Below are 15,308 nucleotides of genomic sequence, written 5' to 3'. Positions count from 1 at the left end.
CAGATCAGAGCGGTTTCTCGGTGACGAAAATGGCTGTGCCCGGGAATATTTCGCCTCGCAAAGGACTCCACTGGCCCCATTCGCGTTCGAGCCACTCCGGCCATTCGGGTTCGATGAGGTCGACCAGGGTCAGCCCGGCGGCCACGATCTCGCGCACCCGATCGCCGACGGTGCGATGGTGCTCGACATAGGTGGGCTCACCGTTTCCGTCCAGCTCCACATATGGCGTGCGATCGAAATATGGGATGGCCGCGCGCAAGCCCTCCGGTCCCGGATCGTCCGGGAAGATCCAGCGCATGGGGTGGTTGACGGAGAACACCCAGCGCCCGCCCGGTCGCAGCACCCGCGCCACCTCGCGCATCACCTGACCCGAATCCGCCACGAACGGCACCCCGCCGAACGCCGAACAGGCCAGATCGAAACTCGCGTCCGCGAACGGCAGCGCCTCCGCACCCGCCTGCACCAGCGGCACCCGCGGCCCGCTCGCGGTCATGGCGTCCATCCCGCGCTCCAGCATCTGCCGGGAGATATCGAGTCCCACCGGATGCGCGCCGTGTGCCGCGAGCCAGCGCGAGCACGGCGCGGAACCGCAGCCGATCTCCAATATGTGCTTGTCCACAATGTCGCCGAGCAACCGCCAGTCACCCTCGTGCAGGCCCTCCGGGCACCAGATGAACTCCCCGGCAATCGAATCCACGCCCAGGAAATCGGCGTGCGTCTCGTGATAGGCCGCGGCGTCCGCATCCCACCATTTGCGGCTGGCGCGCTCGCTCGCGGTGGAGTCAATCTTGGTTCGGGCCACCCCCACCGTCCCGAGCAGGGAATTCGCCTCGGCGTGCCGGGTATCGTCGGGGAGAGCGGGGTGATCTTCGGCCATTGCGCAACCCTATCGACTGGCGCCGAGGTACCCGTGTTTGCTTGGTACAACAGACCTCGCGTACGCTGTTTCCCGCGAGTGTCTTCTGTACTCGAATCTCTGGGGAAACTCACTGGGTCGAGCAGAGCAGACAATCGTGCTGTGAGTCCGCATGCTTTTCAGGGCAGCGTTGTGCTCCGCCACAGCGATGTGCTGTCGCATGACCAACGTTAGTTCCATCAGCTGTGTGTTCGCAGCAATACCGAAAGCCCACATGTCCACTTCCGACCACAATCCGTCCGGAGCAACCTCACACATGCCCACTACTGTGACCTCGCCGCAGGTAGCCGTTAATGACATCGGCACTGCCGAGGACTTCCTCGCCGCTATCGACAAGACGATCAAGTACTTCAACGACGGCGATATCGTCGAAGGCACCATTGTCAAGGTCGACCGTGACGAGGTCCTTCTCGACATCGGTTACAAGACCGAAGGCGTCATCCCCTCTCGCGAACTCTCCATCAAGCACGATGTCGACCCGAATGAGGTCGTTTCCGTGGGTGATGAGGTCGAGGCCCTCGTTCTCACCAAGGAGGACAAGGAAGGCCGCCTGATCCTGTCGAAGAAGCGCGCGCAGTACGAGCGGGCTTGGGGCACGATCGAGGAGCTCAAGGAGCGTGACGAGGCCGTCAAGGGCACCGTCATCGAGGTTGTCAAGGGCGGCCTGATCCTGGACATCGGCCTCCGCGGCTTCCTCCCGGCCTCGCTCGTCGAGATGCGTCGCGTTCGCGATCTCCAGCCGTACGTCGGCAAGGAGATCGAGGCCAAGATCATCGAGCTCGACAAGAACCGCAACAACGTGGTCCTGTCGCGTCGCGCTTGGCTGGAGCAGACCCAGTCCGAGGTGCGCTCCGAGTTCCTGCACCAGCTGCAGAAGGGCCAGGTCCGCAAGGGCGTCGTGTCCTCCATCGTCAACTTCGGTGCCTTCGTGGACCTGGGTGGCGTCGACGGCCTGGTGCACGTCTCCGAGCTGTCCTGGAAGCACATCGATCACCCGTCCGAGGTTGTCGAGGTCGGCAACGAGGTCACCGTCGAGGTCCTCGACGTCGACCTGGACCGCGAGCGTGTCTCCCTGTCGCTCAAGGCGACTCAGGAAGACCCGTGGCGTCAGTTCGCCCGGACCCACGCGATCGGTCAGATCGTCCCGGGCAAGGTCACCAAGCTCGTTCCCTTCGGTGCCTTCGTGCGCGTCGAAGAGGGCATCGAGGGCCTGGTGCACATCTCCGAGCTGGCCGAGCGCCACGTCGAGGTCCCGGACCAGGTTGTCGCCGTCGGCGACGACGCGATGGTCAAGGTCATCGACATCGACCTCGAGCGTCGTCGTATCTCGCTGTCGCTGAAGCAGGCGAACGAGGACTACAACGCCGAGTTCGATCCGTCCAAGTACGGCATGGCGGACAGCTACGACGACCAGGGCAACTACATCTTCCCCGAGGGCTTCGATCCCGAGACCAACGAATGGCTCGAGGGTTCGGACAAGGTCCGTGAAGAGTGGGAAGGCCGTTACGCCGAGGCCGAGCGTCGCCACAAGATGCACACCGCTCAGATGGAGAAGATGGCGGCTGACGCCGCCGCCGAGGCCGCCAACGGTGGCCCGCAGAACTACTCCTCCGAGAGCGGTTCGCAGGCGGCCACGTCCTCCTCGTCGTCTTCGTCCTCCGCCGAGCCCGCCGGTGGCTCGCTGGCGAGCGATGCGCAGCTGGCCGCGCTCCGTGAGAAGCTGTCGGGCAACGCCTGATTCGCGACTGACGCGATAACGCGATAGTTCGAAAGTCCCCGAGTCCCTATGGGCTCGGGGACTTTCGCTATTCTCGATGCAATATGTTCCACTCCGCCGTCGAGTCTCCCGGATCGCTCTGGGAGCGCCGCAAAGTCGAAGCCATGAGCCGTATCCAGCGAATCGCGCTGGATCTGTTCGAGCGGCACGGGTACCGCGAGGTGACGGTGGAACGGGTCGCGACCGCGGCGGGGGTGTCGCCGAGCTCGATCTACCGGTACTTCGGGACCAAGGAAATGCTGGTCCTCTACGACGAGGCCGATCCGCAGATTCTCGAGGTGCTGCGCACCGCCGGTGACGGCGGTATCGCCACACCGGCCGAACTGCTGGCCCTGACGCGCACGCTCGCGCCGATCCTCATCGATACGCTCATCACCCCGGAGCTCGAACGCCGCACCCGCATGCGCATGCAGCACGCGCTGACCTATCCGGAAGTACGGGACCGCCAGGTGCGGCAGATGCGCGATCTGGAGGCGCAATTCCTGGCGCTGCTGGCCGAGCGGTCCGGGCGCGACGCCAATGATCTGCAACTGCGGATCGCCGTCGCCACCGCCATCTGGGGGTGCATGGCCGCGCTGGACCATTGGGCCGGAACGGATTTCGCGGTGCCCATGCGGCAGGTCTACACCGAGGCGCTGGACTCGATCCTGTCGGCGCTGGACGCCGTGATCGGCTGAGTCCGGCGCAGCGTCGGCAGCCACCAGTTCCAGCGGCCGAACAGCTGCATGAAGGCGGGCACCAGAATCAGGCGCACGATCACCGCGTCGATGGTCACCGCGACCGCCAGTGCGAAGCCGATCTGCTCGAGCTCCAACACATCCGCGGTCACGAAACTCGCGAAGACCGCGACCATGATGGCCGCAGCGGCCGTGATCGGCCGGGCGGTGTGCTGCAATCCCTCCGCCACTGCGGCCGCGTTATCGGGATTGCGCTCCCATGCCTCCTTCATGCGGCGCACCAGGAAGACCTCGTAATCCATGGACAGCCCGAACAGCACCGCGAACACCAGCATGGGCAGATACACCTGGAGGAATCCGGCGCTGTGGAACCCGAGCAGCGATTCGCCGATACCGCGCTGGAAGACCGCGACCGTAATGCCCAGTGCCGCACCGGTGGCCAGCAGATTCAGCGCGATCGCCTTGACCGCCAGCACGATACTGCGGAACGCGAAGACCAGGAACGCCATCGAGACGGTCAGCACCAGCACGATCACCCACGGGAATCGCGAGGTGATGAGCTCGGAGACATCGGCGAAGGTGGCCGACACACCGCCGACCGAGATCGTCGCGGAGTCCACAGTGCTTGCGCGGGAACGGATATCGGTGGTGAGGTCGGCGACGGCGGTGGAATCGAAGGAATCCTTCGGCACCACCATGGCGAGCATGCGGCCGTCGGCGGTCTGCGGCAGCACCGAGGCGATACGCGGATCGCGATCGAGTTCGGCCACAAAGCGATTGGCGTCCACGAAACCACTGCCGGACAGGGCGGTATCGTCCGGCCCGGTCAGCACCACCTGAATGGGGGAGAGCAGACCCGGGCCGAACTCGCTCCGAATCAGTTGGGTGGCTTGTCCGGCGGGGCGATCGCCGAGCGAGCCCAGCGCCATATCGATGCCGTACTTCATGCCGGCCAGCGGTGCGGCGGCAATGGCGAGCACCGCCACCCCGGCCACACCGAACAGCACCGGGCGGCCCATGACCAGATGCGCCCAGCGGGTCCAGGCGGTCGAGGTGACGGCGGCGCGAGTCTCGGCGGGGCGCAGGCGCGCGGGCAGCGCACCCCGGTTGATCGCCGGGCCGAGCAGCGAAAGCACCGCGGGCAGCAGGGTGCAGGCCGCGGCCAGGGTGGCGAGCACTGCGGTCACCACGCCGATGGCGACACCGTTGAGCATCGGCAGCCCGACCACGGTCAGGGCGCAGAGCGAGATCATCACGATGAGCCCCGAGGCCAGGATGGTGCGCCCGGTGGTATCGAGGGCCGCGCCTACGGCGGCGTCGATCCGCGTGCGCGCCTTGCGATCACGGACTTCGCGTTTGGTGAGCTCCTCGTTGAATCGGCTCACGATGAACATGGCGTAGTCGATGGCGGTACCGGTGCCGATCATGGTGGCGACCGAGAGCACCAGTGAATCGAAGGTCAGCAAGCTGGTGAGCCCGAACAGCACGCCCACCGCCACCGCGATACCCGCGCCGGTCACCGTGATCGGGATGGTGGCGGCCACCATCGCGCCGAGGGCGAGCACCAGCACCAGGGCCGCGACCGGCAGGCCGATGCTCTCCCCGCGCTGCAGATCCGCGGTTTCCATACGCATCAATTCGCCCTGGACGGGGGAGTATCCGGTGACCGCGACCTGAATGCCGTTGGCGCCGACCGGGTCCAGGGCGGTCTGCAGGCGGCCGGCGAGATCCACCCGCTCGGTCATCTCGCCGTTGAGGCCGACGATGCCGAACGCGGTATGCCGATCGGCCGAGATCTGCAGTGCCGCATTGCCTTCGAAGGGACCGATCGCACCGGCGATGCCGGGGATGGCGCGGGCGGCGGTGAGCGCGCTGTCGATGACGGTGCGGAATTCGGGGCTGTCGGCGGTATGGCTCGCCGAATGGAAGACGATCAGATCCTGTTCCACGCCGAGCTGTGAGAAATGCTGCGCCGCAAGCTGTTCCACCCGTTTGGATTCCGAGCCGGGGACGCTGTAGTCGGGTGCGCCGAGGCGGCTGTGCAATGCCGGATAGGCGGCCGCGCACCCGATGACCAGCAGTAGCCAGACTCCCAGGACCGTGCGGCGATGCCGGGCCATGAACATGCCCACCCTGCCGACCATGCCGAATTGTTCGGACGCTGCGGGCTTTGCGGGCTCTGCCATGGTTCCCCTCCGGACGCGATACCTGAAAGTCACTCTCAGGTATGTCGCTCAGCCTAGGCCGGTGCCGAGGATGCCTGCAAGTCACTCTCAGGAATTTTGTGATCATGCGGTACCGTGACCGGCGTCATGGTCGGAAACCCGGTCCGAAACCGGGGATTCGCAGTCCCGACACCAATCGAAGGTTGGATGCAGGCATGGGCGTGTTCGACGGCATCAACAGGCGTGACTTCATGGCGAAGGCGATGGCCGCGGGCGGCGCGGGCATGCTCGCGTCCTGGGCCAATCCCATTATCGATCGCGCCTACGCCGCCGATCCGGCCGGAATGGGCGGACTCGGGGATATCGAGCACTTCGTGCTGCTGATGCAGGAGAACCGCTCCTTCGACCACTACTTCGGAACCCTGTCCGGCGTAAGAGGATTCGACGATCCGTCGCCGGCGTGGAACCAGTACGGGTACGCGCCCGGCATCGGCCCGACCGCCGACGGATTCATCAATCCGTTCCGCCTGGACACCGAGCGCGGGCCGTCCCTGGACGGTGAATGCATCAACGATCCCGACCACACCTGGGCCGGCATGCACAAGGCGTGGAACAACGGCCGCAATGACGGCTGGATGCCGATGTCCATCGCCTCGGTCGGCGCGGCCAACGGCCCGGCGGCCATGGGTTACTACACCCGCGCCGATATCCCGGTGCACCACGATCTCGCGGACGCGTTCACCATCTGCGACAACTACCACTGCTCGGTGCTCGGGCCGACCGATCCCAATCGGCTGTACTGGGTATCGGCCACCATCGATCCGGATGGTCTCGCGGGCGGTCCGCTGCTGGAGACGCCGACCATGATTCCGCAGAACGCGTACAGCTGGCGGACCATGCCGGAGAACCTCTCCGATGCCGGGGTGAGCTGGAAGATCTATAACAATCGCGATGTCGGCCCGCTGTCCTCGGTGATCCTGGACGGCATGATGGGCTGTTTCAAACAGGCCGCCGATCCCGCTTCGGAGCTGGCGCGCCGGGGTAAGGCCCCGGTGTACCCGAGCGATTTCGCCGCTGATGTGGCCGCGGATCAGCTGCCCAATGTGTCCTGGGTGATTCCGTCCCTGCTCAATTGCGAACATCCCGCGCTGCCACCGGCTCTGGGTGCGGTCGGCATCATGCAGGTGCTCGATATCCTCACCTCGAATCCGAAGGTGTGGGAGAAGACCGCGCTGATCGTCAGCTATGACGAGAACGGCGGTTTCTTCGATCACGTGACGCCACCGACCCCGCCGCCCGGAACCGCCGGTGAATACCTGACCGTGCCCCTGGATCGCGCACACAAATCGGAAGGCATCGCCGGACCGATCGGTCTGGGCTATCGCGTGCCGTGCTTCGTCATCTCGCCGTACAGCCGCGGTGGGCTGGTCTCCTCGCAGACCTTCGACCACACCTCGCAGCTGCGCCTGCTGGAGCGCCGCTTCGGCGTCGACGTGCCGAACCTGACCGCGTGGCGGCGCGGCGTCACCGGCGATATGACCTCCAGCTTCGACTTCGGCTCGACCCCGGACACGGCGAAACCGGCCTTCGGCCCGGCGGACCGAAAGCTCAATGCCGCACTGGCGCAATGTGGTCCGAATGTCGCCCTGGGTACGGCGAATGTCGGCACGCCGTATCCGGTGCCGCCCAACGCCATGCCCACACAGGAGCCCGGTACCCGCCGCAGGCCCAGCGGGCTCACGGTCTGAGTCGGCACCCGCGCACGCGAAATTGTGGCCCAGCCCCGGAAGGGGCTGGGCCACAGTCGCGTTCGCGTATCAGGCGGTAGCGGGCACCCACTGTTGGACGGCAGGACGTTCGGCGCGTTTTCGCGTGGCGGCGGCGCTGTGCCGAGCGGGGGTGAGGTTGAGCAAAGCGGTGAACCAGCCGCGCCGATGTACGGCGAGCGCTGCCGCGACCGCGGGAATCTCGATGCAGTGCATCATGCCCGGCAGTCCCAGACGGTGCCGACCCGTCTGGATGTTTCTGGTGCCCAATGAAGTTCCTTCTCCTACGTGTTACCGGCCCTGGATCGCCTGCGGCGAACCTTAGCCGAACAAAAGTGTGCGACGCCGTATTTTGCGCGACATTCACCCCGGCGTGTCGGAATGTTGCCGACAAACGGTCCGTATTGAACGAAAAAGTTGCGAATTGGTCTCATCAATATCACGGAATGGGCAAACTCCACGGCTACAAGTGAATTCACCGGTCCGACTGGGTAATCCGTACTTTCGCCAGGTGAGGGGTGGTGTACGTGACCGCCGCGACAGATGTCAGACTGGGCGAATGTTGCGAATCGGTCTCACCGGAGGCATGGGAGCGGGCAAATCCACCGTGGCCCGCATTCTCGTCGAACACGGCGCGTTGCTGGTGGACAGCGACGTTATCGCGCGCGAAGTCGTCGCGCCCGGCACCGAGGGATTGGCCGCACTCGTGGCCGCCTTCGGAAACGATATTCTCGCCGCCGACGGCAGCCTGGATCGACCGGCATTGGCCGCCAAGGCTTTCGCCAGCGATGCGGCGCGCGCCACCCTCAACGGCATCACCCATCCGCTGGTCGGCAAGCGCACCAATGAACTGGTCGCCTCCGCCCCCGCGGACGGCATTGTGGTGCAGGACATTCCGCTGCTGGTGGAGAACGGGCTCGCGCCCTTCATGAATCTGGTGGTCATCGTCGACGTGGCCGAGGAGACTCGGCTGCGCCGCCTGGTGGAATTCCGCGGCGTGGACGAAGCGGACGCACGCGCACGGATCGCCGCCCAGGCCACCGATGCCCAGCGTCACGCGGTGGCCGATGTACTGCTGGACAACAATGGCGCGGACGGCGCGGTCGCCGCGGCCGTCGACACGCTCTGGACCGAGCGGCTCATCCCGTTCGAACGCAATCTGCGCACCCGCACTCCCGCTGCCCGGCCCGCCGAACTGCCCGTGGTTCCCGCGAATCCGGAATGGCCGGTGCAGGCCAAGCGCCTCATCGCCCGTCTCGCCCTGGCATGCGCGGCCGATGCGCGGCGCATCGAACACGTCGGGCCGACGGCGGTGGCGGATAAGCCCGCCGAGGATGTGCTGGATATCCGCATCACGGTCGCCGACGCGACCGTCGCCGAAGGGCTGCGGGATCGATTGGCGGACGCCGGTTTCCCGCGTGCCACGACCGATCAGCCGGTCGCGGGGGAGTGGGCGCATGCGAACGCCGATCCCGGTCGCCTCGCCAATGTGATTGTGGCCGTGGAGAACTGATCTACATCCAGGTCAGGGTGATGTCCCGGGCCTGCAGCCAGGCTTCGAAACTGTGCCCGTGCGCGGCGATTCCGTCGATGACGGTGGTCGCGGTTTCGATGGCCTGCTGCGCCTGGCTCAGATCCAGATAGCCGGCGGCGTGCGCGGCGAGGAGCTCGTCGACATCGAGGAGTTCGACCTCGCGGTTGCTGCGCACCACCAGATCCAGGTAGTGGTCGACCGACTTCCACTTCTTCGGATCGACCTGGGCGTACTCGCCGATATCGATGTAGTAGTCCTGATCGCGCAGGTGGGCGGGGGTGAAGTGGAAGACCGTCGCGCGAATGGACATGCTTGGCAGCAGCCAGGATTCGATGTAGTGGAACTCGGGATGGTCCGAGGTGCGCGCCATGTACAGCCCCCACGGTTCGACGTGGTAGCGCTCGACCTGCCGAACGAAGCCCTTGGGATCGATATTGGTGAGTTCATCGACGTTGAAGTACTCAACCTTGGGTCGGTGTAGGTCAACCGCGGAAGCCTGAGTCATGCCCGTAAGCATCGCCTGTCCGGCGGGCGTCGTCCAGGGGAGTGTGGCCGATTCGGCCGAGTTTCGTCGAAACGCAAATGTGAAACGTTGCCTTCCGTTATGTTGCGGCTACCCATTACTTGACGTGGGTAGTTCGAATAAGGGAAGCAAAGATGAAGGTACAGAGCGTTCGCGCTCGCCGGGCCGGGATGGGAGTCACCGCCTTCGGCGCGCTGGCCGCCACCATGGTCATGGCCGCACCCCAGGCCGGCGCGTGGGTCGGTAATCTCCAGGTCGACGGAGGCGCCGAGCATAAGACCGGTTGCAGCTACACCGTCACCGCCTCGGTCGAGGTGGACCGGCTCTCGACGGTGAAGTTCACCGATAACGGCGTGGACATCCCGGGCAGCCCGGTCGCGCCCTCGCTGCTGAGCAATAAGGTCACCATCAAGTGGACGCCCACCACCGTGGGCAATCACAAGCTCGAGGCGCGCCAGATCCTGATCAGCGATTCGATCAACGTTCAGGTCACCGCGGGCAGCAATACCGGCAGCCTGGGCTGCGGCGGCGGGCTCGGCGGTCTCATTCCGACCGGCTCCAGCTAGCGCCGAAAAGTACGACGGGACAAGGCCACCCGGGCCGGGTACAAGACGGACCGGGTGGCCTTCTCCATATCTCGCGCAGCCGAGGCGAGATCTCGCGCGGCTAGAGCCAGCTCAGCGCGACGCCCTTGGTGGCGAGCCAGCGGTCCACATCGTGACCGCAGCCCGCGATACCGTCCACCACCGCCGCGGCCCGCTCGATGGCCTTGTGCGTGCGCGCGGTGTCGAAATGCCCGGCCGCGTGCGCGGTCAGCAGCTCATCGATGCCGAGCAGTTCGGGCACCTGTCCGGGCCGCGCGACCACGTGCAGGTAGTGACCCTCGCCACGCCACTTCTTCGGCTCGATCTGGCTGTACTCGCCGATATCGAGGTAGTAGGTCTGGCCGCGATCGTGGCCGGGCCGCAGGTGATAGACCGTGACCCGGAGGAAAAGCTCTGGGAGCAACCAGGATTCGATGTAGTGGAAACGCGGATTGTCCACAATCCGCTCGATATAAAGGCCCCAGGGTTCGGCGTGTAGCCGCTCCACGGAGTGCACGTACCCGTGATAATCCGTCCAGCACAGGTCCGCCAGATTGAAGAACTCCAGCCTGGGGCGATGCGCGGACGCCGCGGGAGCCGGCCGCTCGACCCTTTGTGGATCTGCGCCGTTGGTGGAATTGCGCTGTGGCATATGCAGACCGACCATGGCCTTGCCTCTTTCCGACTCGTCCCGAACCGCCAGCCCAGGTTACACCTGGATGCTGGGAATGGGACCTCCGTTGTGTGGGAAGGAAATTCGAGGTTCGTCACATGGGAATTCTTTGAACTTTCTTGGGAGAAACAATAATTCGGACAATTGACCCATTGGAAAGAGGAATGCGCCAGCATCGAACCGTGCGGTCGGAAGGGTGGGTCCAGACGGGGGCGGCTCGCCCGCCGCGATCACGGTCCGCGTGAACCTGTCGGTGGGTCGTTCTAGGCTGTGAGCATGGCTTTCGCATCCGAGATCCCCGAAGACCGGCCGCTGGCGCATTCGGAGCATCGGCCCATCGGCGATATCGAGCGGACCGAGGGGCGGTTCCAGGTGGTCAGCGAGCATGTGCCCGCCGGTGACCAGCCCGCGGCCATCGCCGAACTGGAGAAGCGCATCAACAGCGGTGAGCGCGATGTGGTGCTGCTCGGCGCCACCGGTACCGGTAAATCGGCCACCACCGCCTGGCTCATCGAGAAGTTGCAGCGGCCTACGCTGGTCATGGCTCCGAACAAGACCCTCGCCGCGCAGCTGGCCAATGAGCTGCGCGAGATGCTGCCGAACAACGCGGTCGAGTACTTCGTCTCGTACTACGACTACTACCAGCCCGAGGCGTACATCGCGCAGACCGACACCTATATCGAGAAGGACAGCTCGATCAACGACGATGTCGAGCGCCTGCGGCATTCGGCAACGTCGAGCCTGCTGTCCCGGCGCGATGTCGTGGTGGTGGCGTCGGTGTCCTGCATCTACGGTCTCGGCACCCCGCAGTCCTATCTCGACCGCTCGATCCAGCTCGAGGTCGGCAATGAGGTGGACCGCGACAAACTGCTGCGGCTGCTGGTCGATGTGCAGTACACCCGCAATGACATGTCGTTCACGCGCGGCAGTTTCCGGGTGCGCGGCGATACCGTCGAAATCATTCCCAGCTATGAGGAATTGGCGATCCGCATCGAATTCTTCGGTGACGAGATCGAGGCGCTCTACTATCTGCATCCGCTCACCGGTGATGTGGTGCGGCAGGTCGATATGGTCCGCATTTTCCCGGCCACCCATTACGTTGCGGGTCCGGAACGTATGGAACGCGCGGTGAAGGATATCGAGGCCGAACTCGAAACGCGCCTGGCCGAATTGGAGAAGCAGGGCAAATTGCTGGAGGCGCAGCGGCTGCGCATGCGCACGCAATACGACCTGGAAATGATTCGGCAGGTCGGCTTCTGCTCGGGCATCGAGAATTACTCGCGCCATATCGACGGCCGTGGCGCGGGCACCGCGCCCGCCACCCTGATCGATTACTTCCCGGATGATTTCCTGCTCGTCATCGACGAATCGCATGTGACCGTGCCGCAGATCGGCAGCATGTACGAGGGCGATATGTCGCGTAAGCGGAATCTGGTGGAGTTCGGCTTCCGGCTGCCGTCCGCGGTCGACAATCGCCCGCTCACCTGGGAGGAGTTCGCGGACCGCATCGGGCAGACGGTGTATCTGTCCGCGACCCCGGGCAAGTACGAATTGGGCCAGTCCGGCGGCGAATTCGTGGAACAGGTGATTCGCCCGACCGGTCTGGTGGACCCGCACGTGGTGGTGAAGCCGACCAAGGGCCAGATCGACGATCTGGTGAACGAGATTCGGTTGCGCACCGAGCGCGATGAGCGCGTGCTGGTCACCACGCTCACCAAGAAGATGTCCGAGGATCTCACCGATTATCTGCTCGGCCTGGGCATTCGGGTGCGCTATCTGCATTCGGAGATCGACACCCTGCGCCGCGTGGAGTTGTTGCGCCAGTTGCGACTCGGCGAATACGACGTGCTGGTCGGCATCAACCTGTTGCGCGAGGGCCTGGACCTGCCCGAGGTATCGCTGGTCGCGATTCTGGACGCCGATAAGGAGGGCTTCCTGCGCAGCGGCACCAGTCTCATCCAGACCATCGGCCGCGCGGCGCGCAATGTCTCCGGTGAGGTCCACATGTACGCGGACAAGATCACCGACTCCATGGCGCACGCCATCAGCGAGACCGAACGCCGTCGCGCCAAGCAGGTCGCCTATAACGAAGAGCGCGGAATCGATCCGAAACCGTTGCGCAAGAAGATCAATGACATTCTCGACACCGTCTATCGCGAGGCCGAGGAGACCGAGGTCGAGGTGGGTGGTTCCGGCCGCAACTCCAGCCGCGGCCGGCGCGCCCAGGGTGAACCCGGGCGCGCGGTGTCGGCGGGCGTCTTCGAGGGCCGCGACGTCAAATCCATGCCCCGCGCCGAACTCGCGGACCTGGTCAAGGATATGACCGCGCAAATGATGAACGCCGCCCGCGAACTGCAGTTCGAGCTCGCGGGCCGCCTGCGCGATGAGATCGCCGACCTGAAGAAGGAGCTCCGCGGTATGGACGCCGCCGGATTGCAATGAGCGAATCAGCCCTGCTGGGCCATCCATTCGTTGACGCGGCGCTCGGCCTCTTCGCGGGGGACGTCCTCGACGCGGGTCATGCAGACCCAGCGGTAGCCGAAGGGGTCGTAGAGGACGGCGTAGCGGTCACCGGTGACGAAGGTGGCCGGTTCGTCCGCGATGCGCGCCCCGGCGTCGCGGCCGCGTTCGATGACGCCGTCCACATCCGGGCAGTAGTGCACGATGCTGGTGTTCAGGGTCTCGCCATTCGGGGCGATGAGGCCGCTCTCCGGAATCGGCATGCCGACCTGGATGGTGGAATCGCCGATCAGCAGTTCGGCGTGCGCGGGCTGGCCGTCGGGAAGATCGTTGCGGCTCACCACCTTCGCGCCGAACACGGTCGCATAGAAGTCCAGGGCCCGATTGCCGTCGGGGACGGTCAGGTAGCAGGTGATGGAGTGGTAGTTCTCCGGGATCGGATTCACTGCGTTGCTCATGGCACTCACTCTGCTCGCCGGGCCGCCGCGGATCTTGTAAGAAAGCGACAGCCCCATGACCAGCTCTGATACACCGCCGCCGAACCGCCGCCCGGTGCCGCCGCCGGAGACCGCCAAGGGCATTCTGCGTCCGCGTGAACAGATCGCGGCCAGCAATCACGCCCGTTTGCCGGCGGGGGAGCAGGTCGCGCGCTACGTCGAGTTCTACTGGTCGGTGCACTGGGATCGCACCGGCCTGCCGCCGTATACGGCCGAGGTACTGGGTTTTCCGGTGGTGAACCTGACCTTCGAGAACGCGCACGATCGGCGCGGTGGTTTTGTCACCGGCGTCTGGACCACCAAGTATGTGCGCGAATTATCCGGTGTCGGTGACACTTTCGGTGTGAAGTTTCGTTCCGGCGGGTTCGGCGCGTTCACCGGTATGGATGTCGGGGCGCTGCGCGATACCGCGCTCCCGGTCACCGAGGTGCTGCCCGATGCGGCGGGTCTGTCCGAACGCGTACTGGGCGCCACCGCTCTGGAACAGCGCCGAAAGCTGGTGGAGGACTTCCTCATCGAGGCCATCGACCGCCGCGCCGTCGCCGACGACACCTCCTACCACCTGGTGCTGAGCATTATCGACGCGATGGAGTCCGATCGCGATCTCACCCGCGTCGACCAGGTCACCGAACGCTTCGACATCCCGATCCGCACCCTGCAACGCCTGTTCCGCCGCTATGTCGGCGTCGGCCCGAAATGGGTGCTGCGCCGCTTCCGCCTCCAGGACGGCGCGCATCTGCTCGCGCAGGGCCGCAGCTCGGATCTGGCCGCGCTCGCACTGGACCTCGGCTACTTCGATCAGGCGCACTTCTCCCGCGAGTTCACGACCGAGATCGGAATGCCTCCGCTGGAATACGCCAAGACCTCGCTACCCTCCTGAACAGCAAGATCGGGAATGCGCAAGCCCCTGATGTGGTTGGTTGCCGTATCACCCTATGGCAGGAATCGACTAAGGAGCGGGCCATGGATGTGCTGGTATTGATCGGACGGATCCTGTTCGTTCTACTGTTCCTCTCCTCGGCGGTCGGGCATCTGACCCAATCCGAGGCCATGGCGCAGTACGCGCAATTCAAAGGGGTTCCGGCAGCTCGATTGTCGGTGCTGGGCTCCGGGGTGCTGCTGCTGCTCGGCGGGCTGAGCGTGCTGCTCGGCGTCTGGGCGGATCTGGGCGCCCTGCTGCTGGTCATCTTCCTGGTCCCGACCGCGTTCATCATGCACGCGTTCTGGAAGGAAACCGATCCGCAGGCCAAGCAGACCGAGATGATCTCGTTCAATAAGGATCTGTCGCTGGCGGGCGCGGCGCTCATGCTGTTCGCCTTCTTCGCCTATGTCGGCCACGATCTCGGATTGACGCTGACCGGACCGCTTTTCAGCCTCTGATGCCCGGCCCGGCGCGTTAGTATTGCGCGTCAATGATCGGCCGTAGCGACAGGAGTGAGGATGACCATCCTCAGCGTGATTCTCGGCTGGTTCTGGGCCGACTATCACGAGCTGTGAGGTAGCGGTTTCACGGCCCATCCGGTGCGCGCCTCGCACCGGATGGGCCGCGCCGTATCCGGGCGAATTCCACCGTTGTGATGAAAGTCCCAGGCGCGCAATGCGGTTGACGATTTCTGGGAGGTCTCACAAACGCCCGCCGAATTCGCTGGTAGTGCGGGCCCTATCGGCCGACGTCACAGAATGTGCGTTGTATCCGGCACGGCACGCGAGTGTGATGTGGGGCGATATCGAAAATT

13 protein-coding genes and 1 pseudogene are annotated in these 15,308 nt (G+C 65.0%); 8 read left to right on the top strand and 6 right to left on the bottom strand.

The features are described from left to right. Positions 1 to 4: 4 nt before the first annotated feature. Entirely contained in the window at positions 5 to 877 is an 873-nt protein-coding gene (locus AB0L82_RS29500) for a class I SAM-dependent methyltransferase (protein WP_364643233.1), read from the bottom strand. 295 nt (positions 878 to 1,172) lie between these two features. On the opposite strand from AB0L82_RS29500, the gene rpsA reads away from it, so the two are divergent. Beyond that, positions 1,173 to 2,654: a 30S ribosomal protein S1 gene (gene rpsA, locus AB0L82_RS29495; protein ID WP_364644186.1), complete on the top strand. Its 1,482-nt coding sequence runs from the start codon at positions 1,173 to 1,175 to the stop codon at positions 2,652 to 2,654. A gap of 143 nt (positions 2,655 to 2,797) precedes the next feature. Continuing rightward, complete coding sequence (locus AB0L82_RS29490; RefSeq protein WP_364643231.1) at positions 2,798 to 3,370, top strand: TetR family transcriptional regulator; 573 nt, start codon at positions 2,798 to 2,800, stop codon at positions 3,368 to 3,370. Here AB0L82_RS29490 and AB0L82_RS29485 read toward each other — a convergent pair. Then, a complete protein-coding gene (locus tag AB0L82_RS29485; protein ID WP_364643229.1) occupies positions 3,316 to 5,556 on the bottom strand; it encodes an MMPL family transporter in 2,241 nt (746 codons plus the stop codon). The genes AB0L82_RS29490 and AB0L82_RS29485 overlap by 55 nt on opposite strands. Before the next feature lie 194 nt (positions 5,557 to 5,750). Here AB0L82_RS29485 and AB0L82_RS29480 point away from each other — a divergent pair, with 194 nt between their 5' ends. Beyond that, positions 5,751 to 7,283, top strand: coding sequence for an alkaline phosphatase family protein (locus AB0L82_RS29480; RefSeq protein WP_364643227.1), 1,533 nt, complete (start codon positions 5,751 to 5,753; stop codon positions 7,281 to 7,283). Positions 7,284 to 7,352: 69 nt separating this feature from the next. Here the strand turns inward: AB0L82_RS29480 and AB0L82_RS29475 are convergent, their stop codons facing one another. After that, positions 7,353 to 7,571, bottom strand: a complete 219-nt coding sequence (locus AB0L82_RS29475; protein WP_364644243.1) for a hypothetical protein — start codon at positions 7,569 to 7,571, stop codon at positions 7,353 to 7,355. 289 nt (positions 7,572 to 7,860) lie between these two features. On the opposite strand from AB0L82_RS29475, the pseudogene coaE reads away from it, so the two are divergent. Next, positions 7,861 to 8,808 (top strand): annotated as a pseudogene (gene coaE, locus AB0L82_RS29470) (dephospho-CoA kinase); the annotation flags it as partial. Positions 8,809 to 8,815: 7 nt separating this feature from the next. On the opposite strand, the gene AB0L82_RS29465 reads toward coaE, so the two are convergent. After that, on the bottom strand, positions 8,816 to 9,340 hold the full coding sequence (locus AB0L82_RS29465) for a DUF402 domain-containing protein (protein WP_364643225.1): 525 nt from the start codon (positions 9,338 to 9,340) through the stop codon (positions 8,816 to 8,818). A 152-nt stretch (positions 9,341 to 9,492) separates the two neighbouring features. Between AB0L82_RS29465 and AB0L82_RS29460 the strand changes: the two genes are divergently transcribed. After that, entirely contained in the window at positions 9,493 to 9,924 is a 432-nt protein-coding gene (locus tag AB0L82_RS29460) for a hypothetical protein (RefSeq protein WP_364643223.1), read from the top strand. A gap of 100 nt (positions 9,925 to 10,024) precedes the next feature. Here the strand turns inward: AB0L82_RS29460 and AB0L82_RS29455 are convergent, their stop codons facing one another. Continuing rightward, positions 10,025 to 10,609 (bottom strand): DUF402 domain-containing protein, encoded by a 585-nt coding sequence (locus AB0L82_RS29455; protein ID WP_364643221.1) that lies wholly within the window; start codon positions 10,607 to 10,609, stop codon positions 10,025 to 10,027. A 282-nt stretch (positions 10,610 to 10,891) separates the two neighbouring features. On the opposite strand from AB0L82_RS29455, the gene uvrB reads away from it, so the two are divergent. Further along, on the top strand, positions 10,892 to 13,057 hold the full coding sequence (uvrB, locus tag AB0L82_RS29450) for an excinuclease ABC subunit UvrB (protein ID WP_364643219.1): 2,166 nt from the start codon (positions 10,892 to 10,894) through the stop codon (positions 13,055 to 13,057). 5 nt (positions 13,058 to 13,062) lie between these two features. Here uvrB and AB0L82_RS29445 read toward each other — a convergent pair whose 3' ends face one another. Next, positions 13,063 to 13,533 (bottom strand): VOC family protein, encoded by a 471-nt coding sequence (locus AB0L82_RS29445; protein WP_364643217.1) that lies wholly within the window; start codon positions 13,531 to 13,533, stop codon positions 13,063 to 13,065. 55 nt (positions 13,534 to 13,588) lie between these two features. Between AB0L82_RS29445 and AB0L82_RS29440 the strand changes: the two genes are divergently transcribed. Both AB0L82_RS29440 and AB0L82_RS29435 read left to right on the top strand, forming a co-directional pair. Further along, the gene (locus tag AB0L82_RS29440; protein ID WP_364643215.1) at positions 13,589 to 14,452 is read left to right on the top strand and encodes a helix-turn-helix domain-containing protein; all 864 of its coding nucleotides are present in this window, start codon (positions 13,589 to 13,591) and stop codon (positions 14,450 to 14,452) included. A gap of 83 nt (positions 14,453 to 14,535) precedes the next feature. Further along, positions 14,536 to 14,952, top strand: coding sequence for a DoxX family membrane protein (locus AB0L82_RS29435; protein ID WP_364643213.1), 417 nt, complete (start codon positions 14,536 to 14,538; stop codon positions 14,950 to 14,952). The last annotated feature ends 356 nt before the right edge of the window (positions 14,953 to 15,308 follow it).

This window comes from Nocardia sp. NPDC052001 (assembly GCF_040680615.1).
In the GTDB taxonomy this organism is placed as follows: domain Bacteria; phylum Actinomycetota; class Actinomycetes; order Mycobacteriales; family Mycobacteriaceae; genus Nocardia.
Note: the sequence above shows the minus strand (reverse complement) of the source record. Positions and strands in the feature narration are given on the sequence as shown.

What these genes read in the sequence shown, in the direction of transcription:
- uvrB (WP_364643219.1), top strand. Translation starts at nt 10,892, where the DNA reads ATGGCTTTCGCATCCGAGATCCCCGAAGACCGGCCGCTGGCGCATTCG.
- AB0L82_RS29445 (WP_364643217.1), bottom strand. Translation starts at nt 13,533, where the DNA reads ATGAGCAACGCAGTGAATCCGATCCCGGAGAACTACCACTCCATCACC.
- rpsA (WP_364644186.1), top strand. Translation starts at nt 1,173, where the DNA reads ATGCCCACTACTGTGACCTCGCCGCAGGTAGCCGTTAATGACATCGGC.
- AB0L82_RS29435 (WP_364643213.1), top strand. Translation starts at nt 14,536, where the DNA reads ATGGATGTGCTGGTATTGATCGGACGGATCCTGTTCGTTCTACTGTTC.
- AB0L82_RS29490 (WP_364643231.1), top strand. Translation starts at nt 2,798, where the DNA reads ATGAGCCGTATCCAGCGAATCGCGCTGGATCTGTTCGAGCGGCACGGG.
- AB0L82_RS29455 (WP_364643221.1), bottom strand. Translation starts at nt 10,609, where the DNA reads ATGGTCGGTCTGCATATGCCACAGCGCAATTCCACCAACGGCGCAGAT.
- AB0L82_RS29440 (WP_364643215.1), top strand. Translation starts at nt 13,589, where the DNA reads ATGACCAGCTCTGATACACCGCCGCCGAACCGCCGCCCGGTGCCGCCG.
- AB0L82_RS29465 (WP_364643225.1), bottom strand. Translation starts at nt 9,340, where the DNA reads ATGACTCAGGCTTCCGCGGTTGACCTACACCGACCCAAGGTTGAGTAC.
- AB0L82_RS29500 (WP_364643233.1), bottom strand. Translation starts at nt 877, where the DNA reads ATGGCCGAAGATCACCCCGCTCTCCCCGACGATACCCGGCACGCCGAG.
- AB0L82_RS29460 (WP_364643223.1), top strand. Translation starts at nt 9,493, where the DNA reads ATGAAGGTACAGAGCGTTCGCGCTCGCCGGGCCGGGATGGGAGTCACC.
- AB0L82_RS29485 (WP_364643229.1), bottom strand. Translation starts at nt 5,556, where the DNA reads ATGGCAGAGCCCGCAAAGCCCGCAGCGTCCGAACAATTCGGCATGGTC.
- AB0L82_RS29480 (WP_364643227.1), top strand. Translation starts at nt 5,751, where the DNA reads ATGGGCGTGTTCGACGGCATCAACAGGCGTGACTTCATGGCGAAGGCG.